A 21,718-nucleotide genomic window follows, 5' to 3' on the forward strand; every position below is an offset into this window, starting at 1 on the left:
ATGCTGTATTCGGTCATACCGGTGGTGTTGGCGTTTATCGTATTCAATCAGGGCTTTATCCGGATGCGCAAGTACCAAACCGAGCGCATGCAGCGGCTGCAACGCCTTTCTGAACAGTTGATGAACTACCTCTCCGGGATCGACCTGATCAAGAATCAGCAGATGGGTACCTGGGTGTCGGCCGAAGTTGAACAGGTGAACGCCCGCCTATTGGACACCATTGTAAGAGTGTCCCGGATCCAGACGTTTATTCTGCCCTTGTTGGATTATGCGAACGACCTGATGAAGGTTGTTATTCTCGGACTCGGTGGTTACATGGTTCTGCAGCAGGGTCTGACGCTGGGCGAAATGACCGCCTTTTTGTCTTATTCCGCACTGTTGGCGTTGCCGCTGGCGCAACTTGGCCGGATTGCCGTGGTCTATCAAATGGGAATGGTCAGCATTGAAAGTGTTCAGTCCATTCTCAACACCGAGATTCCCGAGGTGGATCGCACGCTGCCTCAGCCTGCGGCGCCGGCTGAGCGGACCCTCAGTGTCCGTCGTCTGAGCTTCGCCTACCCGGAGCAGGATACCCTGACGCTGAAAAACATCAGCTTCGACATCATGCCTGGTGAAAAAGTGGGTGTGCTGGGCAGCATCGGAGCCGGAAAAACGACGCTGGTGAATTGCATTAACCATCATCTCGATATTCCTGAAGGGCACATTTTCTGGGGCGAGGACGACATTGCCCGACTGCCGCGCAGGCAGTGGCGTGGCACGGTTCGAACCATCACTCAAGAGCCGTATCTGTTTTCCGATACGGTGGAAGCGAATGTCCGCTTCGGGACCGATGAGCAGCCTGTCGACAAATATCAGGTCGATGAGGTCCTGGCGCTGAGCCAGTTGAGTGATGACGTCTCGCGCTTCCAGGAAGGCGATCAGACCTTGGTGGGCGAAAAAGGCATTATGCTGTCTGGTGGCCAGAAGCAACGTCTGAGTATCGCGCGGGCACTGCTAAGTCCGGCCGATCTGATCATTATGGATAATGTGCTGTCCGCCGTGGACTACGAGACTGAACGTAAAATTCTCAGTGGTCTGTTCAATCGCATCGGGCAGCAGTCTGTATTAGTGGTCTCTCATCGCATCAGTGCACTGGAGAATTTGGACAACATTCTTGTGCTTCACCATGGTGAAATCATTTCCCGTGGCACACATGAGCAGTTGCTGGGCAGCAGTGACTACTACCGGGAAACGTGGGAGCTGCAGCAGCATGAAGTGGAGGAGAGCGCATGATTAAGCAACTTGATATCAGCTACATTCGCCGTTTTCTGCAGTTTGCAAAGCCTTATAAAACATGGGCTCTGATCGGCGTTGCGATGCTTCCGCTGTCTATCGCGACTAACTTGCTGTTCCCGTGGTTGACCATCAAGGTAATTGACGACTTTCTGTCCGTCGGTGAATACGAAGGCTTGCCACTGCTGATCGGACTAATGGTCGCCGTGGTCATAGTCAACTACATAGCCGATTCCTGTTATTCGTTTTTTCTGAGAAAAACCGGGCAATATGCGTTGGCTGACATCCGTATGGTATTGTTCCGACGCATTCTGAAACTGCCCCGATCCTACTTTGACCGGACTCCGACGGGCGTCACTTTGTCGCGCCTGACCAGTGACCTGGAAGCCATTTCCGATTCGTTCGTCATGGGTGTTCTTTCGATGGTGCGTGACCTGATCAACACCATAGCGCTGATCATCCTGATGCTGGCCATCGACTGGAAACTGACTCTGATTGTACTGACGGTCTTTCCGCCGGTGCTTTACATCACAAATCTGATTCGCAACAAACTGCGCAGCATGTATCAGATTACTCGCAGCGCCCTTGCAAAAGGAACCGGTTATCTGCAAGAGTGCTTGCTCGGCGTCAAGACTGTACAGCTGTATGGAGCCGAAGAAGAGGTTGAGCGACGCTATGCCGACTACACGCAGGAGTTTTTGCAGGCCCAGTTAAAGTCAAACAAATACGATGCCGTGCTGTTTTCGGTGATTACCGGTGTTACTACCATAACCATTGGTCTGATCATTTGGTACGGCTCCGGTAAGGTGGTACAAGAAGCGGTGACGATCGGTGTGCTGATTGCTTTCATTAACAACATGGAAAAGGTCTTCGTTCCGCTGCGTGACTTTACCGGTCAGATAGCGGCCATTCAGCGGTCATTTGCCGCTTTCGACCACATCGACGAACTCTTTCAGGAACCACTGGAAGAAGACGGTCGGGACCTTATCAGTAAAGATGCCCTTGGGGATCGGCTACAGACATTCGAGTCACTGGAGTTCCGGAATGTCTCTTTTCGTTACGCAAACGATGCCCCCTGGGTCCTGAAAAATGTTTCCTTTCGGCTGGACAAGGGCCATCAGCTGGCGTTGGTGGGTACGACCGGATCTGGAAAATCGACGATTTTGCGGTTGATTTCAAAAGTCTATCAGGATTACGAAGGCAGCATCCTGCTCAACGGCATCGAACTGTCGTCTCTGTCGATCGAAGACGCCATGCATTTGTTTTCTCTGATGCAGCAGGATGTGTATTTATTCGATGAAAGCATTGCTTTTAATATCGGCCTCGGTAAACCCTCCATTGACCGTGAGCAGATACAGGAAGCCGCTCGCTATGTCTATGCCGATGGCTTTATCAAGACCCTGGGTGGGTATGACCGGGAACTGAGCGGCAATGGCGGCAACCTAAGTGCCGGGCAGACGCAATTGATTTCTTTTGCCCGGGCCGTCGCGCAGGGGGGGCAGGTGATTATGCTCGATGAAGCGACCAGTTCCGTCGATTCGGTGACCGAAAACCTGATTCAGCGCGCGATCAGCCGACTGTTCAAAGAACGGACCGTTATCGCGATCGCACACCGCCTGAGTACGATCCGGCACAGCGATACCATTCTTGTACTCGAGCAGGGATGCATCATAGAACAGGGCAACCATGAGCAGTTGCTGGCCCGGAAAGGTGTCTATGCCGGGCTGTTGCAGCAGGCCGACGAGTCGGGTGACTCAGGTGAGGTTGTGCTGACGTGAACCTGATGCCAATTATGTCAGTGCTAGCGACGGGTGCAAGCCTTCAACCAATCGGTAGCGCAGCAAGATCAAAGAGCCTGAAGGGGATATGCCGACCCGCTGATGCAGAAAATTCGCTATCTTGACAAACTCATCGATGAGTTAGCTAAGGGCAAGGCTATGGAGAAAATTCTGCGCTATACAGCGGAACGGGGACTGCCGGTAAAATTTCCGGAAAAACAGAATGCCAGTAAACAATAGGCCGCTAGCCGACACGTTGTTTACTGTCAATCCTAATCAACCCACGCTCTGGTTGGTACACGATTTTATCAACCCATAAGGTAGCAGTAACCCTGTTCATGAGAGTATAGGTCGTTTCGCTACCTTCGCTGAGTCCGAGTAGAGCGATCCCCGTTGGTGTTAAAATGGAAATTGAATCTTCGGGTTGTGGTTTTCGTGAGGGTAGTGTTAGTGTCATTTTCAAAGGTTCTTTTGCATTGGATAACCTGAATAGAACAGTTGAGTTTAGTGTGACGACCGTGGGTGGAACATCTTTCGATTCATGGATATCGGCCTGATCCAGTTTCAAGATTAACCGATCTTTTACCAGTTTATCCCGCTCTCCAAGTGTTCCTAGGATGTAGTCTAACCGTTCAACATCAAATTCAGAGACGATAGCTTGAGCTGATATCATAAAGACCTCAGATGAAAATATTCCAATAGTTGAAAAAGCCCATACCGATAGAAAGATCAATCGATCTTTTGTCGTTAAGCGGCATGTTTATCGGTTTTAGATTTGCAAGAGAGCACAGCCGAATGGCTGTGAACCATTCGGCTTAGATGGGGAAGGTGACAGAGGTTTTCATCGATTTCTCAAGTTCTGGCATGGTCGTCACATGGTCTCGCTTGTACATGTTGATTGCCTTGATAATTACACTAAGTCTAGTAAATATCAAGGTTTGGAGTGCTCTTATATTAAATAGTGAAAACCCTCTGTTATTCACTGTTTTTCCAGATTTTTTACTTTATTTGATTAAATTAATAGTAATATATGTGGGATTAGATTCTAGCTTCGTTCAGCGAGATCTTATTTCTGTTGTCGGCTTTGCCTTATATCGTGTTGGGAGTGCATATGGAAAATACAGTACTGTGTTTCGGTGACTCAAATACCTGGGGGGCTTCACCGGGTATGAGCCGACGCTACTCGGCCAAAGAGCGTTGGCCGATGATAGTAGCTGAATTGTTGGGGCCGCAGTTTCGAGTCATTGAAGAGGGGTTGCCAGGCCGTACCACTGTTCACGACGATCCATTTGACGGTCCGGTCAAGAATGGCATCAAATATCTTGAACCTTGCCTGATCAGCCATCAGCCTGACCTGGTGATCTTGTTGTTGGGTACGAATGATCTTAAAAGTCGTTTTAACCTCAGTGCATTCGATATTTCCATGGGAGCGAATGCCTGCGCAAGGCTATGTCAGGGGTTTGTCTTGCACGAACAGAATAGATGCCCTGAAGTGTTACTGGTATCTCCGCCCAGAATATATGAGGTTAGCGAACATTCACTGTCGTTTTCAGGGGGTACGGGGAAATCAGCCTGGTTATCCGAAGAATACTCGGCTAGAGCGGAAGAGCTCGGGTGCCACTTTTTTGATGCTGGTACCGTTGTAGAATCCAGTACTGAGGAAGGTATTCATTGGGATGTTACTCAGCACACTAATTTGGCGAATTCCCTGGCGCCAGTGGTTCAAAGGATATTGGAGCGGTCATAGCTACTTGAGACTGAACCTGCCCTGACTGTATATGCCGGGGCGATCCCTTACTCTATTGGACCGCTCTGGTTAGTATGATAACCCGCCCGTTACATCGGCTGTTTGTTGAAATGCAGCTTCAAAGCTCTTTTTACCATTTGCCAACTCGCCAAATAGAATATCCAGGATAAACAGTTGTCCAATTTTCGATGCGAGTTTTCCGGCGGTAAGCGGGGATTCCGGGGACGAAGCCACCAGGGTGATGTCAGCTATGGAGGCAAGGGGGCTTTTGCCGGTATTCGTCAGGGCAATGACCGTTGCTCCGCGTTCCTTGGCGACTCGAGCGGCCTTTACGGTATCGACCGTGGAGCCAGAGCTTGAAATACAAAGAGCCACGTCCTGCTTGTTAAGTTGAGATGCACTCATTATGCCCAGGTGCATATCGCTGAAAACGTGGGCTCGAGCACCGAGCCTCAGTAAACGATACTCACCATAGGCGGCGGTAACCGATGATGCTCCCACCCCATAAAGGTCTATCCGGCCGCCTTTGGCCAGGGCTTTCACGGATGCTTTTAGGGCCTCTTCGTTGAGAAGGGCAGCAGTATCATCGATCGCGGCAACTGCCTTATGACCATATTGTGTGACAAACCCACCTGCTTCCGGGTCAGGCCGCCGCCCTCGCTTTTCGCGATTGTTCAGATCCAGTGCCAGGGCCATCTTGAAGTCTGCAAAGCTACTGAACCCCAGGTCACGGCAAAACCGGATCACGCTGGCCTCACTGGACTTCGACTGTTCTGACAACTCAGTGATTGTTTGATAGATGACGGCTTCAGGTGACCCGGCGACGTAGGTGGCTATGCGCTTTAGTGCCGGACTTAAGCTGACCGAGTTGGATTGAATCTGAACGAGAATGTTGTGATTGGCCATGCGTGAGATCCTGAACAGTAGGGCCGCTAAGCTACCATTTGGCAGTCATTCTTGCAATAAAACCTCCGTCGCCTGAGATTATTTTGAAGAAAAACTCCAAAAGTACCTTGCAAAGTGATTTTACTGTTCCATAATGGTGAAAAATTTCATCATTAATAAGTATTTGGATAAAACTATGTTCCAAAATCGCAAAGCTGTCATTAACGCCCTGAAAGGTGGGTTGATAGTATCCTGCCAGCCTACTGTTGGCGGTCCCTTTGATTCAGTCGAAAGCGTGACTCACTTTGCCGTTGCTGCGAAAGAAGGGGGTTGTCAGGGGCTGCGGATTGAAGGCGCGGAACGGGTAGCCGCTGTGGTGAAAGACATTGACCTACCTGTTGTGGGGATCGTCAAACGGGATCTGACCGACTCGGATGTACGCATCACCCCCTTTCTGGAGGATGTTGAAGCGCTGGCAAGTGCGGGAGCAACCATTATCGCGTTTGATGCAACTGAACGACCGCGCCCTGTTGGGTCTGATGCCTTGTTATCACGCATTCATGAGCTGGGGTGTCTTGCCATGGCAGATTGCGCGACGTTTGAGGAGGGAAGGCAGATGGCAGCCATGGGATGCGACCTCATTGCATCAACTTTGTCTGGTTACGTTGGCGATTCTGATCAAAAAGAGCCCGATCTTGAATTGGTTGCCCAGTGGGCCCGGGTCGGTATCCCTGTTATCGCTGAAGGGCGTTACCGGACAGCCGAGCAAGCCCGGCAAGCACTTGAGAACGGTGCGCTGGCAGTGACGGTCGGTTCGGCCATTACTCGTCCTGAAATGGTGACAGGGTGGTTCGTAGAGGAAATGCGTCAATCCGTATCTTCAAGTTCCCTGAAGGCGCTATAAAGCACGGCCTGAACAGGAACGGGGTAGAGCAAGCATGAACATAGTGGCAATTGACATCGGTGGCACCAAAACATTGCTGACCTATATCCAGGGTGGATCGGTCGTCGCCCGTGAGGTGTGGCCTTCAGACTTCGAGACCTGGCAGGCACTGACAGACAAGGTAGCGCTGTTTTGCAAAGACCGCTCGTTTGACGGTATTGCCATTGCCTCAGCAGGAATGGTTTCCAGTGAAACGATTACGCCACTGAATACCTCGGTTCTGTCATTTGTGAGTCAGATCGATGTTCGAAAGGAAGTGGAACGGCAATTTGGCAAGCCTTGTCTGCTGATCAACGACGCCGCGGCGGCAGCTTACGCAGAATTCAGCGAGGCGCTGGAGCACCAGGAGGTTCGTCCTGCCGGGAACCTTCTGTTCGTTACCGTTTCTACCGGTATTGGGTGCGGGCTGGTGTTATCAGGTCAACCGATGACGTCGCCAAAGGGGCTTGCATGCCATGCTGGTCACATGCGTGGCTTGCCGGCTCGATTCACACCAATGGAGGCGTGCAGCTGTGGCTTGGAGGATTGCGTCGAAAACCTGGCATCAGGCGCAGCGCTTGGGCGCTTGGCCAGTCATTTGACGGGTGAACCGCTCTCGGCCAAGGAGCTGTTCGACAGTCGTTTTGATCGTGAGCTGTCCCGCCAGCTTATTCAGCAAAGTACAACGCAAGTCGCGCATCTGGTTGACACCTTGCACCTGTCTCTGGATCTGGACTGTGTGGTCATCGGCGGCAGCGTAGGCATCCGGGATCGGTATTTTGAGCAGCTTTGTATCGACATAAGCAGTCTGAGACGTCCGGTTAGCCCTCCTGTTATGAAAAGGGCCCGTTTTCAGGCCGACTCGGGTGCGATGGGGGCAGCTATACGCCTCACAGAAACATTAAAACACGGATAGCAAACGATAAAAGAAACCGAATTTAAGAATTTGTCGGTTCGACAATGAACCGGTGAATAACCGCTTCTGCAGAGTGGTCGTTCCAAACACAACATGACGACAAATAACAAAGAGGAAGAACGATGAAACTTAAACATTTGACAACCGCCATCGCACTATCGCTGGGCGTGACTGCCTTTGCTGCCGCAGAAGACACCGAACTGCGGTGGGGCATGCAAGCTTCTGTTTCCAGCCTGGAGTATGAGGCCGCTCAGCTGGCTGCTGATCACGTAGAAGAAGCGACCGATGGTCGTGTGGTTATTAATCTGTTCCCAGAGGGCCAGTTAGGCGATGACCGGGACATGCTGGCTCAGGTCACCTGGGGTACGCTGGACATCACCTACGCTCAGATGGGCCGTATTGGTGACTGGATCCCACGTGCTGGCGTAACCCAACTGCCCTACGTGATCCGTGACTACGATCACATCCAGGCGATCTACAACAGTGAGTTTGGGCTGGGACTGCGCGAAGAAATGGCTCAGGACTATAACTGGCACCCGATGGCGGTCAGCTACTTTGGTACCCGTCACACCACATCGAACCGAGCCATTAACTCGATTGATGACATGGATGGGCTGAAGTTACGTGTGCCCAACGCTCGTGCGCTGCTGGACTTCGCAAAGTATGCGGGTGCGTCACCAGCCCCAATCGCGTTTTCCGAGGTGTACCTGGCACTGCAAACCAATGCGGTAGACGGACAGGAAAACCCATTGCCGACGATCAATGCTCAGAAGTTCTATGAGGTTCAGGACTACCTGGCACTGACTGGCCATATGGCGCAGGACATTGTGACTATCGTCAGCGAAAAGACCTATCAGGGTTTGAGTGCTTCAGACCGTCGTGCCTTGCAAACGGCTTTGGATGCCGGCGCTGCTTTCATGGCAGAGGAAGTCATGGAAGGAGAGGCTGAGTTGGTCGCCTTTTTTGAATCAGAAGGCCTGACAGTAACCCGTCCTGACCAGGGTCCTTTCCGTGAAGCGATGCAGCCTTTGTATGAAGAGTTCCAGGCGCAGATCGGTGATGACCGATTGGTAGAGAGCATTCAGGAACTTTAAGTCGTGAAGCAGCATGGTCTGGCTTTGGCCAGGCCATGTAATTTCAAGCAGTTGGATGAACGAATCATGCTCAAGTACCTAAAAGATTTTGAAGAGTCGCTGAGTATTCTGCTGCTAGCGGCTCTGCTGATTACCTTGTTTCTTCAAATATTCAGCCGGTTTGTGCTCGGAAGCCCACTGATCTGGACGGAAGAAGTATCCCGTTACCTCTTCATATACTGCGCGCTATTGGGTATTTGCACAGTCGCCAAGTATCGTGGACATGTACGAATTGATTTCTTCGTAGGTCTATTACCTGCTGTCGCCAGAAAACTGATCGAAATGGTGTTTGATATAGCAGTGGTCGTGCTGCTCTGCTATCTGATCTATATCGGCTACAACATGACGTTGATGCAACACCGATTGTTGATGGTCAGTTTGGATTTACCGATGTCCTGGCTCTATGGTGCTTACCCAATAGCAACCGCATTGCTGGTACTTAGACTGGTGCAACGGCTGTACCGGGACATTAAGACCTTAAAAGCCGAACCGCAATCGGGAGAATCGTAATGTTGTGGTTATTCTTGGGCTGGCTGGCCTTGCTCTTTCTTGGGATGCCTGTGGGCTTCTCACTGATCATGGTGTCGGTGGTTTACCTTCTGACCAGTGATATCGGTATTATTTTTGTTACACAACGCATGATCTCTGGCCTGAATACCTTTCCGTTGCTGGCGGTCCCTTTTTTCGTGATGACGGGCATTGCCATGAACGCTGCCGGTGTTACGGAACGTATTTTCAACTTTGCCAAGTCGATGGTGGGCCACATTACCGGTAGTCTGGGGCACGTGAACATCATGGCCAGTTTACTGTTCTCGGGTATGTCGGGTAGTGCACTGGCTGATGCCGGAGGCCTCGGGCAGCTTGAAATAAAGTCCATGCGCGATGGAAATTATGATGATGACTTTGCCGGAGGTATTACCGCTGCGTCGTCAATCATTGGCCCGCTCGTGCCACCTTCTATACCTCTGGTGATTTATGGTGTGGTGTCAGGCTCTTCCATTGGCTCACTCTTTATCGCAGGTCTGGTGCCAGGTGTATTGTGTGCACTCGCGTTGATGGTGATGGTCTACTACATCGCCAAAAAACGTGGTTATGCCGTAGAAGAGCGTCAACCCATGCGTATGCGCTTGTCAGCCGCAAGAAAAGCTTTTCTGCCCATTCTGACACCGGCGATCATCATTGGTGGCATTTTCTCGGGTGTATTCACCCCTACCGAAGCAGCAGTAGTAGCTGCCATTTACTCACTATTTCTGGGCGGCTTTGTATATAAAACGATCAAGTTGCCTGATTTGATCGGCATCTTTCGTGAAACTGTCAGTACCACGGCGGTGGTTGCACTGATGGTTATGGGTGTCACGCTCTTTGGCTATGTAGTTGCAATGGAACAACTTCCAAAACAAGTGGCCGAGTTCTTTCTGACGTTTTCGGACAGTCCATGGATGTTTCTGTTGCTGATCAACATCATGCTGATCTTTCTGGGTACCTTTATTGAGTCTCTGGCGTTGCTCCTATTGGTTGTTCCCATTCTGGTTCCCGTTGCCGTCGCATTTGGAATAGATCCTGTTCACTTCGGGGTGATGGTGATGATGAATCTTATGATTGGGATTCTGACACCGCCCATGGGTATGGCCCTGTTTGTAGTGTCAAAGGTCGGTAATATTCCGATTCACATACTGACTCGTGGTGTTCTGCCCTTCCTTGTTCCCTTGTTTGTTGTCTTGATACTCGTTGCGGTATTTCCACAACTGACACTTTTTCTACCTAATCTTTTACTGGGATAACTGCTATGTATGATGCCAAAGGCATAATAATTCCGTTGATAACGCCCTATGACGATGAAGGACGCCCGTCTGAATCAGCCACCGAGGCTTTGATTGAGCACTTCCTCGATAGTGGTATTAAGAGTTTTTATATCGGGGGTAGCTCCGGCGAGTGCTATCTTCAAACCCAGGAAGAGCGGCTTTCATTCCTGGAGACGGTCGCTCGTGTCAATAACGGCCGTGCACAGCTGATGGCTCATGTCGGAGCGATCAGTACGCCTAACACCATCGAGCTCGCCCGAAAGGCGGAAGAGGTGGGTTATGACGCGATATCATCGACACCACCGTTCTACTATGGGTTTACCAAGCCACAGATCCTGAGTTTCTACCGTGATATTACTGAAGCGGTTAACTTACCAATGGTTGTATATAACGCGGCGGCGGTAACCGGTGTCGATTTCAGCCTTGACGAGTTGGCTGAAATGCTGTCCTGGGAAAAGGTGATCGGACTTAAGCATACGACAACTAACATGACGGTTATCGAACGATTGAAGTTGCGCTGTCCCGATAAGCTGATTTACCACGGTGAAGATTACATGTTGGTCAGTGGCGCTGTGATGGGTGCTGACGGTGGTATTGGGTCTACTTACAACGTTATGCCCAAGCGGTATCTAAAGTTGTGGGATGCAGTTGAGAAGGGCGACTTTCTTGCCGCAAGAAAGGAGCAGCACGAAATCAACAATATTATCGACGTTTTGCTCAAGCCAGGCTTCCTGGCTGGTATAAAGGGTATGTTGACCCTTCAGGGTTTTAAGGTGGGTCAACCCAGAAAACCTTTTACCTGGTTATCTGACAAAGACTGGGATCTGTTGAAGAAAACCAAGGAAGCCTATCAGCTTTAACGCTTGGTGGTTGTAATCTATAGGGGCCTTAGCCCCTCTTGTTTTATCTGTTTAATACTTTCTGGTACCCAAGAGCCATTCAGAGTCGGTACTGACCAATACATCAAAGAACGTCGGCGAGACTCGGCAGAATAGAAACTGAGTACTCCCGGTATCGATGGCCAATAGGTGTAGGAGTATCCATGTTCACAGCACTGGTCGCACCGGAGTTGTTTGACGGTAACGAAATTCACGGTCCTAAAGCCGTGCTAATGGAAAGCGGTCGCATTATTGGATTGGTCAATCCTAATGAGGTTCCTTCCCATTTTCAAAGTACAGTGTGTGATACCGGCATGTTGGCGCCAGGCCTGATTGACTTACAGGTAAACGGCGGGGGCGGTGTGCTGCTTAACAATCAACCCGATACCCGGGCTTTACAACAGATGGCTTCCGGCCATGCTTCAGTGGGTGTTTCACGCATTTTGCCAACCGTGATCTCAGATACTCCGGAAGTGGCCCGTAAGGTAATTGATGCAGTAGTACCAATGGTTTCTGATCCGCACAGCGGGGTGCTGGGGGTACATCTGGAAGGCCCTTTTTTCAGTACTGCAAAAAGCGGTGTACATCGGCTGGATGCCTTACGCCAAATTGCGAATGACGATTGGTCCTGGCTGAGAGCTGCATCCGCCGTTCCTGCCATTGTCACACTGGCCCCCGAATGTGTTACCCAGGATGACATCAGGAAGCTTGTCGACCTGGGCCTGCGATTGAGTGCCGGACACACGGATGCTGACTATGAGACCGTCTGTTCGGCGATCAATGCTGGGCTTAACGGATTCACCCATTTGTTCAATGCCATGAGCGCCCACAATGGTAGAGCGCCTGGCGTTGTGGGGGCTGCGTTGACCCGGAATGAAACCTGGTGTGGGCTAATTGCTGATGGCATTCACGTTCACCCGGCATCCATTCAGCTAGCCCTTTCGGCCAAGCCAGTCGGAAAGGTCTATCTGGTCAGTGATGCGATGGCAACAGTGGGCACTCAAGACAAGCGCTTCGAGCTTTATGGCGAACCCATTGAGGAAGTAAATGGCCGTTTGCAGAATAGTCAGGGACGGTTGGCGGGCAGTGCCATATCCCTCGTCGATGCAGTTCAATATGTTTATCGGGCACAGGATGTTTCATTAACGGAGTCCATTGCAATGGCAAGCCGATATCCTGCTGAGTATTTGAGAGTAGCTGATCAGTTTGGTTCGATCAGGCCAGGCTACTGGGCCGACTTTTCCTGGTGGGGGAGTGACGCATCATTGAAAGGGGCTTGGCGTGCTGGCCAACCGCTTGAGCTGTTTGCAAATGGAGGTCCATCTTTGTGAAGATTGTGATACTGGAAACACCAGAGCATGTGGCGCAGTACGGTGCTGAGCTTATTTCAAAACAGCTTGCGTCTAAACCGGCTTCAGTGCTCGGGCTTGCAACAGGGTCAACTCCAGTGGCTCTATACAATGAACTGATAGCTCGATGTCGCACTAGTGAAGTGAGTTTTTCCCAGGCTACTACCTTTAATTTGGATGAGTATCTGGGTTTGGATGCGCAGCACCCCCAAAGCTACCGCTATTTTATGGATAAGCATTTGTTCAATCAGGTAAATATCGATCCTGCCAACACCTATGTACCAAATGGAACGTCTGCAGATCCGATCGCTGAATGCGAAGCCTATGAGCTAAAACTGGAAAAGGCGGGTGGGGTCGACTTGCAACTACTGGGTCTGGGTCACAACGGTCATATTGGATTCAACGAGCCGACCTCTAGCCTGGGCTCAAGAACTCGTATCAAGACTTTGACACCTGAGACAATCAAAGCTAATCAGCGATTCTTTAGTGAGGGAGAGTTCCAACCTACTCTGGCAATTACAATGGGGATAGGAACGATCATGGAGTCCAAACAAGTCGTGCTATTGGCGACCGGCGCAGCAAAATCGGATGCCGTGGTGGAAATGATTGAGGGACCTATTGCTGCCAGGTGTCCTGCATCAATATTGCAGCTGCATCCAAAGGTAACGGTCATTCTGGACCGTGCTGCATCTCAAGGGCTTGAGAATAGTTGTTTCTATGAGTTGACTGAAGCCAGGAATCAGGAATTGTTGCATCACCGACAAAGTAGGTCTCAAAGTCGTTGAGAAGTTTTTTCTAACTTCAGTTAAGAGACAGGTTTTCGACAAAATGCCAAGCGCGTTCCAAGGTCGAGCCAGTGCCGCGCAGCGGTCAGTTTCAGGGTTGCACTCGCGCCGATCCACTCGGCCACACTGGACAGACTGCAATGGTAGACAGGTATCCAACTTAGTCGCCAGTAAGGGCAACCTGTGTACCGGCCGAGGCATCGGTGAACTCAGGTTCACAAAGTATGCCGTTCTCGATAAAGCCTTGATGATGTCGAGATCAGATCAAGCCCAACTCAGTCAGTATTTCGTTTGTGTGTTCACCTAACTGAGGCGGTGCAGTGCTGACGCCAGGGCCATCGTGCTCGAACTTGAACCCGGCGTTCAGGATGGTCGCCCGGTCTATTGCCGCACCGTTCACGGGGATGTCCAGGTGTAGGCCACGATCTTTTAATTGATCAAGATGCAACGCATCGTCAACAGAACGAACTGCGCCGGCGGGAACACCTGCATCGCACAACCGCTTTTCCCAGTCCATAGCCGAACGGGTTTTGAACGTTTTGGTCAGTTCATTCTGCAGTTCAACGTCGTGTTCCATGCGCGAGTCAGGGTCTTTGAACCGGGTATCCGCAAGTAAATCCGGCCGCTCCATGGCATGGCACAATCGCTCATACTGGTTTTGTTGCACGGCACCTATGGTCAGCGGCATGTCGAGGGTGTCGAAGGTGTCTGCCGTCGGTGCCCGTGAAAACCCACGGTTACCGGTACGCTCGGGTTGGGTTCCGGAAATCATTAGGGGGGCGAATACCGAGGCCATCATCACCATGGAGGCGTCCAGCATCGACATGTCGATAAACTGCCCCTTTTTGTCCGGGTCACGCTCGCGTTGAATGTACGCGGATTGAATCGCAAAGGCTGCCAGCAGTGCACTGTAAGTATCTACGATCGGGAAGCCGATGCGCATCGCGTCGCTGTCGGCTTCGCCGGAAAGACTCATCAAGCCGGAGACACTTTGAATGATCTGGTCAATGGCCGGGTAATCCCGCATCGGCCCTTCCTGTCCGTACCCAGAGACCGAGCAGAAGATCAGTCCCGGATGACGTTCCCGCAGGGTGTTGTATCCCAGCCCCAATCGGCTGATGACACCGGGTCTGAAGTTTTCGACCAGAATGTCACTGCTGTCTATTAATTTCAGGGCTGCTTCACGGCCAAAATCAGACTTGAGATCCAGTACGACTGACTTTTTACCGGCATTGGTGGAAATGAAGGGTTCTGACATGCCGCGCAATTCCCGTCGCTGGGTATAGTTGCGCAGCACATCGCCGCCAGGGGGCTCGACTTTGATGACTTCGGCTCCCAGCAGACTGAGAAAGTGCGTGGCGAGTGGCCCGGCAATCACATGGGAGAAGTCGGCGATACGCACGCCCGCTAGTGGTTTTGCCATGAGGTCAATCCAACGGTAGTTGATTAATAGTTAATAAAGTTAACTATTAATAGGGCCGCCGTCAACCTGGGCGGGAATGAAATGACAAATTTCACAGATTGGTTTTACTGTCTGCTTCGCGAGACCGTTCGGCCAGATGCATGCACAGCCGGTTCATCATGTCGAAAAAATCGGTCTGCTCCCGGTCAGAAAAAACAGCCATAAGCGCTTCACGCTGTGATTCCATCCGTTGGCGCATGGCGTCGCGGCGCTTCTCCCCAGCTTTGGTTAGTTTAAGGGCATTGTAGCGTTTGTCGGTCTTTACCCGTTCACGTTTAACCAGGCCTTTGTCTTCCATCGCCCGCACAATTTTTGTCACCGCTGGCTTTTTGAGCACCGTGGCTGCCGCCAGGTCGTTCTGCGATATCCCCGGGTTTATGCCGATAAGGTTGGTGATGGCGATTTCGCCGGGTTCGACGTCCAGCTCCTGATAGGCATTGGCGGTTTCATTGCGAATGTATGAGCGAAGCACTCTTGACAGAAATGGCAGATCTCTCGCCAGGTAATCCAGTTCAAGTTGTCCGTTGCCTGAAGGCGTCGGGATGTCGGGAATATCAGTCATGTTGGTTAATTCCGTTAATTAAGCGGTGAATTTGCCATGTAAGAACTCAATGTCAAGTGGCGCTTATGGCCGAGGAACCGGGATAACCAATAAGTTTGACAAGGTTCGGTCGATATAGTTAACTAAATTAACTATTAAACACCATACTCTGGAGGTGCAGTTTGGATTCATCCAATGCCATCACTCAGTTGGAGGCGGCCTTTGCCCATAAAGCCCGGCCAGCGGTGACTGAAGAAGCGACTGCCAGGCCCTGGGTGGGCTGCTTTGGGAACGGCATCCCTGAGGTATTGCTTGCCGCGGCCGGGTGCCGGGTGGTTGACGTCAAATCTGTTCCTGAACCCGAATCGAACGACCGGCATGAAGGCATCAACCAGTTCATCGAGCCTTTTCTCGATGATTATACGCAGCTGTTTTTAAACCGGCTTGCCAATGGCTGGCTGAACCATCTTACAGCCATCGTCTTCAGCCGACAGGATGCGGCGGCACTGGTGGCTTATCAGTATGCGCTGGAGTATCAGCGCCAGGGGTATACCGAACATCCTTTCCCGGCCTTGTTGCTGTGGAATGCCGAGCAGGGCAGTACTGCCGCTGTGCTCAGGTTCAATCAGCACCAGGCAGACAAGCTTGTGTCACAGCTGGTGTCTCTGGGCGACAGGCAACCGGATGACGCGGCCATCGCGACCGCCATTGAGCACCACCGCTCACGATGCCTGGCACTTGAGGAGCTGACCGCAGCTCAGTGCGAACAGCGCCCCCGGTTAACCGGCCTGGACGCGTTCCGGTGGCGCAATGCGGGTCGCTACCTTGAAGCTGAACAATTTCAAGCGTTGCTGCGGGCAGCCTTGTCGGGCCGGGAATCCAAACCTGTTCGAACGGGTAAGCGGTTGGGTCTGGTCGGCTCGGCGACGGATTCGGAAGCGCTTTATCGCGTGCTGGATTCAGTAGGCATCCTGGTAGCGGATCTGCAGCCTTTTGGTCGAATTTGGCCCGGGCCTGTCGAGGGCGTAACCGATTCAGACAGTCTGTTACAAGCCATGGCAAGGGATCCATTTTGCCCGAGAGGGCATTCCTCCATCGACATGATCAACGCCCTGGCCGATGCCTGTGCCGAGGCTCGATGTGACGCGGTGATCGCACAGATGGATCAGAACGATGACACCTTTGGCTGGGACTTGCCCAGCCTGCAGCAAGCGTTAACCGAGCGGGGCATTCCCGTGATCAACCTGGGCTTTCGCGATTTCAGACCGGATGAAAGCGCCTGTACGCAGATGCGGGAACACCTGACCCTCGAATTGGGAGCATAGGCATGAGTGACTCAAACACCACTGACTATCAGCCACTTGCCAGTGCGCGACTGGCGACCGAATACCAGCGGGATTGGGTGCGGGGGCTGCGTGAACAGATCAAGGCGGGTTCCGATTTCGCCTTCGTCAACGCCGATACACCGCATGAACTGTTTCATATTATGGGCCTGCCCATCGTCACCAACCAATGGTGGTCTGCTGTTTTATCAGCCAAGCAGCTTTCTGAATATTACTTTGATCACATGGCCTCACTCGGTTTTCACGATCGGCTCGCCAAGTATTCCAGTCTCCCATTGATTGCTGAGCTGGAAGGGGACCGCGAGCGTCAGCCGTGGGGCGGTTTGCCAAGCCCGGCGATACTTTGTGCACGACAGAGCGCGGACGATCATCAGCGCATTTTCTCCTTATGGGCCAAGCAGACCGGCGCACCGCTATTTCTGTTCAGTGCCCCGGCGGTGCCGGACCCGGAACCGAACTGGTGGGAACTGGCGCGACGCGACTGGGAAACTCTTTACGGCACGGATCGGCTCGATTTGATGGAAGCGGAGCTTTACCAGCTGGTGCAGCAGCTCGAACGCATCACCGGTCGCCCGTTCGACGCCGGACATTTTGCCCGTTACATGGACGCCATTAATCGCCAGGAAGAAATATTTGACGAGGTGCACGAGATGCTGGCGCAAGCACCGCGTTGTCCGATCCGGATATCCGAGCAGATTCCCAACGTGATGATTCCCCAGTGGCATCGCGGGTCCGACTGGGCCTTGCAACATGCCGAAGCCTTTCGGGATGAAGTCAAAAGTCGGATTGAGGAGGGGGTTGCGGTCTGCCCTGATGAGTCTATCCGAATGATGTGGGTAGGGGCGGGGCTCTGGTTTGATACCAGTTTCTACGCCGCCTTTGAAGAAAGTCACAGTGCCGTCTTTGCCTGGTCCATGTATTTGCCGTTCGCGGCCGACGGTTACATCCGTTACGACCAGGGCGACCCGATGCGTGCACTGGCTGCCCGGGTGGTGTCGATGAATGAGCAGTTGCATCAGCCACCCTGGGTGAATTCCTGGCTGGCCGACCAGGCCCGGCGCTATCGAATTGACGTCGCCCTGATGTTGATTCCGCGCCATGACCGTTTTTCCGGTCAGGGGTCTCTGTTCGCCAAGCATGCCCTGGAAGCCGCCGGCGTGACGGTCATCGAAATATGGTCAGACATGGTCGATCGGCGCGAATGGGACCGCGAAGCCATGGTCGGGCGAGTGGCGGCGGTGCTCGATGAAGTTAAGGCAAAAAAAGATTTTGACGTAGTTAATTAAGTTAACTATTGTGGAGTGCAACAAGATCGGTGATAAACCGACTTACCAGCAGGAGCATGTCGATGACGGCTTTGAACGATATCAAAATAGCGGATTTCAGCTGGGTGGGAGCAGGCCCGCGGGCCACCAAAGACCTGGCTGACAACGGTGCCACCGTTGTTAAAGTGGAATCACGCAAACGCCTCGATCTGGGTCGGCGCTCACCACCCTTTGCCGGTGACCGCGCCAATGTAGATGCCTCTGCCTTTTTCGCTCAGACCAATACCTCGAAGTACAGCGTGACCATTAATCTGTCGGATCCACGCGGTGTTGACGTCGCCAAGTCCCTGGTGGCGTGGTCCGATGTCGTGGTGGAAAACTTCGGGCCCGGCTTTATGGAGCGCATTGGGCTGGGCTATGACGAACTCAGGCAAATTAAACCAGACATCATTCTCGCCAGTGTGTCAGTGGCCGGTCGAACCGGTCCGATGGCCGGATTTCGTGGCTACGGAAATTCCGCAGCGGCACACTCCGGACACGCAGTAATGTCTGGCTGGCCCGAGGGTGAGCCGCATATGCCACCTTTCGCCTATGGCGATGTAATCGCCCCCATGTTTGCCACGGTGGCCATTCTGGGTGCTCTGGAAGAGCGCGCCCGGACCGGGCAAGGCCAGCATCTGGACATCTCCCAGATTGAACCCATGGTCCATGTTCTGGCCGATCTCTACGCCCAGGCTGATGCACCTGAAAAGCCGGGCAATGGAGATCCGGTGATGGCGCCGCACAACGTATATCCGACGGGCGACGAGGATGGCTGGGTTGCCATCGCCGTTGAAAACGAGACCCAATGGCAGGCGCTTTGCCAGACTCTTGATCAGCCGAACCAAGCCGGGGACGCCCGATTCGCCATTGCAGCGCTGCGGCGGTCCCATCTGGTTGAGCTGGACCAGTGGTTGAGCGACCTAACCCGAAAGTACAGTGCAGCAGCACTGGCTTCCGAGCTGGCCGAAGCAGGTGTGCCCGCTGCGCCGGTATTGAACGGTAAAACCCTGTTTGATGATCCCGAATTGAACCGCTGTGGCCACTTTGTAACGCTGGAACATCCGGTTCTTGGTGCTTGCAAAATGCCAACACCACCGATGATTTTGTCGCAGACACCCGCGCGCGTCAGCCGGTCGCCGTTGCTGGGCGAGCATAACCGACAGGTTCTGGTTGACTGGCTGGGCATGAGTCCTGAGCAAGTCGAGACGCTGCAACGCGAGGAGGTACTGGGATGAGCATGTTGAGCGGCATCAAGGTCATTGAATTCAGTGACGGCCTGGTGGATTTGGGCGGGCGAATGCTCCGCGAAATGGGCGCCGAGGTGATTTCAGTGGTACCCGAACGAGTTAGCGACAGACCTCAGTGGCGAACCCTGGCCTGGCATCACGGTAAGACCCGGGTCACCGTGCCGGAAGGCACCGATCTCAGCCAGTGGGCATTGCTTGATGAGGCGGACATCGTGCTTGATGACCAGCGTTCCTCACATACGTCAATGCTCGACGATCTGCGACAGGAAAGGCCTGAACTGATACATGTCATTGCCCGTGCTTTTAGCGAGCAGGGGCCATACCACAGTCGGCCAGCCACGGACCTGACCCTGATGGCGATGTCCGGTTTGATGACCATTGTTGGCGAACCGGACAAGCCACCATTGCGCCTCCCGGGAGAGCAGGCCTATGCCCTTGCCGGTATTCAGGTGGCGACCGCTGCGTTGCTGGCCCTGCATGTACGTCGGCGTACCGGCCAGGGGCAGCGCGTTGATGTTTCCGCTTTTCAGTCGACCGTGCTTGCCAACTACCGGGAAGCCATTATGTACGAATGGACCGGACGTATTGGCCGGCGGACGGGCAATCAACTGGTACGGGGCAAGTCGGGTGTGCGTCAGGTGTGGCCCTGCGCAGACGGCTTCGTCACCTGGTCGATGATCGACAACCCCAGCATGATGCGCTCGATGGTGACAGTGATGGTGGATCGTCAGGTAGCCGGCGAACTGGCAGACATAGACTGGGACGCCATTTTAGTGGCCGATACGCCGCAAGACACCGTTGATCGATGGCAGTCCGTTTTCGGGCGTTTCTTTGCCACGCTGACCAGGGCCGAGTTGGGCGACCTGTCACTGGAACGCGGCTGGGGGTTGTCCGTGATCAAGAATCTGGACGATGTCCGTTCCGATGCTCACCTGCGTGAGCGCAACCTTTTTGTACCGGTTCGGGATGAGACCAACGGCACGCAAACAGGCACGCAAACAGGCACGCAAACAAGGTTGCCCGGTCCCCTGTTTCACCACACGACGCAGGGCGATACACCCATGCGCGTATTACGCCAACCTGTTCTGGTCACTGAATCGACCCGCTGGAGCGACTTGTGAGTCGCGCCGCCCTGGAAGGTATTCGCGTGCTGGATTTTTCGCGCCTGTTGCCTGGCCCTTATTGCACCTGGCTGCTGGCCGACATGGGTGCCGATGTCATTCGCGTCGAGAATCCGCGTGAACTGGAGAAGCAGGCCGCGGTATTCGGCTGGGACAGGTTAACGCCCGAAGAGCGCACCCGTTTGCGTGAGCGAGATATTCTGGCGCGCAACAAACGCTCCCTGAAGGCGGATATGGGCGACGCCGGGGTTGTCAAACTGTTGCATGATTTGATCAGCACGGTCGATGTCGTGGTTGAGGATTACCGGCCGGGTGTTCTGGACGGGTTGGGGCTGGGATACGAGGCACTGTCCAGCATCAATCCCCGGCTGGTGTACTGCAGTTTAACGCTGTGCGGGCAAAGTGGACCTTACCGGGATAAGCCGGGCCACGATCCGGTGGCGCTTTCCATTGCTGGGGTGACGTCGAGGTTGGGTGAAGATCCGGATGAACCTGGCTTCGCGGGCGTCCCTGCTGCGGATGTGGTAACCGGCACCCACGCCGCCTTCGGCATTTTGGCCGCGTTGCGGGCTAGCGATCAAAATGGGCAGGGCCAGCATATTGATATTGCGATGAGCGATTGCTCAATGAGCTTGCTGGTCAATGTACTGTCGCGGCATGCCGATATGGACAACCTGCCCGCTCGCGGCGATCGCCGCGCGGACATGGGGTTGTGGCGCACGGCCGATGATCGGTTTATTTGCACCACGGATATGGAGCCCCGTTACTGGCGCCGGTTTTGTCAGGTGGTGGGCCGGGAAGACTACATTCCACTGCAGAACGACATCGAATCCCGACCTGCTATTCGAGCAGCCCTGAGTGACATTTTCAGAACCAAAACCCGTTCGGAATGGCTCGCTGTTCTGGAGCTGGCCGGTACCCAATTCGCGCCCGTGTACAGCGTAAGCGAAGCCATGCAGGACCCTCACAATCGGGCACGAGGCATGGCAATGGAGTATCCGTCAAATACGGGTGACGCCGTGTTTCAATTGGGGTCGCCGTTAAAGCTTTCGCGAACACCCGCATCGATCCGTCATCTGGGTCGGGTTCCCGGGTCTGATACCCGGGCCATTCTAAATGAACTGGGGCTGTCGAAAGAGGAGGTCGAGAAACTGATTAAGAGTAAATCTGTCATGTTGAATGAGTGAGTTCGATCGAGTTGTCCGCTCTATTCAAGGTCTTGCTAACAAC

General features: G+C 53.1%; 21 protein-coding genes. 17 read left to right on the plus strand and 4 right to left on the minus strand.

Annotated features, from left to right (window positions below):
- The 3 genes from WEB54_RS13795 to WEB54_RS13805 form a co-directional block, all read left to right on the plus strand.
- The coding region (locus tag WEB54_RS13795; RefSeq protein WP_368056292.1) for an ABC transporter ATP-binding protein at window positions 1–1,272 on the plus strand (1,272 nt) is incomplete at its 5' end.
- Window positions 1,269–3,050, plus strand: coding sequence for an ABC transporter ATP-binding protein (locus WEB54_RS13800; RefSeq protein WP_368056294.1), 1,782 nt, complete (start codon window positions 1,269–1,271; stop codon window positions 3,048–3,050). The genes WEB54_RS13795 and WEB54_RS13800, both read left to right, overlap by 4 nt.
- 102 nt (window positions 3,051–3,152) lie before the next feature.
- Complete coding sequence (locus tag WEB54_RS13805; RefSeq protein WP_368056296.1) at window positions 3,153–3,290, plus strand: DUF2200 family protein; 138 nt, start codon at window positions 3,153–3,155, stop codon at window positions 3,288–3,290.
- A gap of 4 nt (window positions 3,291–3,294) precedes the next feature.
- Here the strand turns inward: WEB54_RS13805 and WEB54_RS13810 are convergent, their stop codons facing one another.
- Entirely contained in the window at window positions 3,295–3,723 is a 429-nt protein-coding gene (locus WEB54_RS13810; RefSeq protein ID WP_368056298.1) for a GreA/GreB family elongation factor, read from the minus strand.
- 438 nt (window positions 3,724–4,161) lie between these two features.
- On the opposite strand from WEB54_RS13810, the gene WEB54_RS13815 reads away from it, so the two are divergent.
- Window positions 4,162–4,797: an SGNH/GDSL hydrolase family protein gene (locus WEB54_RS13815; protein ID WP_368056300.1), complete on the plus strand. Its 636-nt coding sequence runs from the start codon at window positions 4,162–4,164 to the stop codon at window positions 4,795–4,797.
- A 69-nt stretch (window positions 4,798–4,866) separates the two neighbouring features.
- On the opposite strand, the gene WEB54_RS13820 is transcribed toward WEB54_RS13815, so the two are convergent.
- A complete protein-coding gene (locus WEB54_RS13820; protein WP_368056302.1) occupies window positions 4,867–5,703 on the minus strand; it encodes a MurR/RpiR family transcriptional regulator in 837 nt (278 codons plus the stop codon).
- A gap of 133 nt (window positions 5,704–5,836) precedes the next feature.
- On the opposite strand from WEB54_RS13820, the gene WEB54_RS13825 reads away from it, so the two are divergent.
- From WEB54_RS13825 to nagB, 8 genes are all read left to right on the plus strand, one after another.
- Window positions 5,837–6,586 (plus strand): N-acetylmannosamine-6-phosphate 2-epimerase, encoded by a 750-nt coding sequence (locus WEB54_RS13825; RefSeq protein ID WP_368056304.1) that lies wholly within the window; start codon window positions 5,837–5,839, stop codon window positions 6,584–6,586.
- Window positions 6,587–6,620: 34 nt separating this feature from the next.
- Entirely contained in the window at window positions 6,621–7,520 is a 900-nt protein-coding gene (locus WEB54_RS13830) for an ROK family protein (RefSeq protein ID WP_368056306.1), read from the plus strand.
- A gap of 122 nt (window positions 7,521–7,642) precedes the next feature.
- The gene (locus WEB54_RS13835; RefSeq protein ID WP_368056308.1) at window positions 7,643–8,614 is read left to right on the plus strand and encodes a sialic acid TRAP transporter substrate-binding protein SiaP; all 972 of its coding nucleotides are present in this window, start codon (window positions 7,643–7,645) and stop codon (window positions 8,612–8,614) included.
- A gap of 66 nt (window positions 8,615–8,680) precedes the next feature.
- The gene (locus tag WEB54_RS13840; protein ID WP_368056310.1) at window positions 8,681–9,163 is read left to right on the plus strand and encodes a TRAP transporter small permease; all 483 of its coding nucleotides are present in this window, start codon (window positions 8,681–8,683) and stop codon (window positions 9,161–9,163) included.
- Window positions 9,164–9,177: 14 nt separating this feature from the next.
- Complete coding sequence (locus WEB54_RS13845) at window positions 9,178–10,434, plus strand: TRAP transporter large permease (protein ID WP_368056312.1); 1,257 nt, start codon at window positions 9,178–9,180, stop codon at window positions 10,432–10,434.
- A 5-nt stretch (window positions 10,435–10,439) separates the two neighbouring features.
- Complete coding sequence (locus WEB54_RS13850; RefSeq protein ID WP_368056314.1) at window positions 10,440–11,315, plus strand: N-acetylneuraminate lyase; 876 nt, start codon at window positions 10,440–10,442, stop codon at window positions 11,313–11,315.
- A 182-nt stretch (window positions 11,316–11,497) separates the two neighbouring features.
- Entirely contained in the window at window positions 11,498–12,664 is a 1,167-nt protein-coding gene (gene nagA, locus WEB54_RS13855; protein ID WP_368056316.1) for an N-acetylglucosamine-6-phosphate deacetylase, read from the plus strand.
- Entirely contained in the window at window positions 12,661–13,467 is an 807-nt protein-coding gene (gene nagB / locus WEB54_RS13860) for a glucosamine-6-phosphate deaminase (RefSeq protein ID WP_368056318.1), read from the plus strand. Before nagA ends, nagB begins: the two co-directional genes overlap by 4 nt.
- A 259-nt stretch (window positions 13,468–13,726) precedes the next feature.
- Here the strand turns inward: nagB and WEB54_RS13865 are convergent, their stop codons facing one another.
- Together WEB54_RS13865 and WEB54_RS13870 are read right to left on the minus strand one after the other, a co-directional pair.
- On the minus strand, window positions 13,727–14,890 hold the full coding sequence (locus WEB54_RS13865) for a CaiB/BaiF CoA transferase family protein (protein ID WP_368056320.1): 1,164 nt from the start codon (window positions 14,888–14,890) through the stop codon (window positions 13,727–13,729).
- 91 nt (window positions 14,891–14,981) lie between these two features.
- Window positions 14,982–15,491: a MarR family winged helix-turn-helix transcriptional regulator gene (locus WEB54_RS13870; protein ID WP_368056321.1), complete on the minus strand. Its 510-nt coding sequence runs from the start codon at window positions 15,489–15,491 to the stop codon at window positions 14,982–14,984.
- Window positions 15,492–15,652: 161 nt separating this feature from the next.
- Here WEB54_RS13870 and WEB54_RS13875 point away from each other — a divergent pair, with 161 nt between their 5' ends.
- From WEB54_RS13875 to WEB54_RS13895, 5 genes are all read left to right on the plus strand, one after another.
- Window positions 15,653–16,795: a 2-hydroxyacyl-CoA dehydratase gene (locus WEB54_RS13875; RefSeq protein WP_368056323.1), complete on the plus strand. Its 1,143-nt coding sequence runs from the start codon at window positions 15,653–15,655 to the stop codon at window positions 16,793–16,795.
- Between the two features lie 2 nt (window positions 16,796–16,797).
- On the plus strand, window positions 16,798–18,099 hold the full coding sequence (locus WEB54_RS13880) for a 2-hydroxyacyl-CoA dehydratase (RefSeq protein ID WP_368056324.1): 1,302 nt from the start codon (window positions 16,798–16,800) through the stop codon (window positions 18,097–18,099).
- Between the two features lie 62 nt (window positions 18,100–18,161).
- Window positions 18,162–19,355, plus strand: coding sequence for a CaiB/BaiF CoA transferase family protein (locus tag WEB54_RS13885; RefSeq protein ID WP_368056325.1), 1,194 nt, complete (start codon window positions 18,162–18,164; stop codon window positions 19,353–19,355).
- Entirely contained in the window at window positions 19,352–20,488 is a 1,137-nt protein-coding gene (locus WEB54_RS13890) for a CoA transferase (protein WP_368056327.1), read from the plus strand. The genes WEB54_RS13885 and WEB54_RS13890 overlap by 4 nt, the downstream gene beginning before the upstream one ends.
- Window positions 20,485–21,675, plus strand: a complete 1,191-nt coding sequence (locus WEB54_RS13895) for a CaiB/BaiF CoA transferase family protein (protein WP_368056328.1) — start codon at window positions 20,485–20,487, stop codon at window positions 21,673–21,675. Before WEB54_RS13890 ends, WEB54_RS13895 begins: the two co-directional genes overlap by 4 nt.
- Window positions 21,676–21,718: the final 43 nt, after the last annotated feature.

The sequence above is a fragment of the Saccharospirillum sp. genome, assembly GCF_040881935.1.
Lineage (GTDB): Bacteria > Pseudomonadota > Gammaproteobacteria > Pseudomonadales > Natronospirillaceae > Saccharospirillum.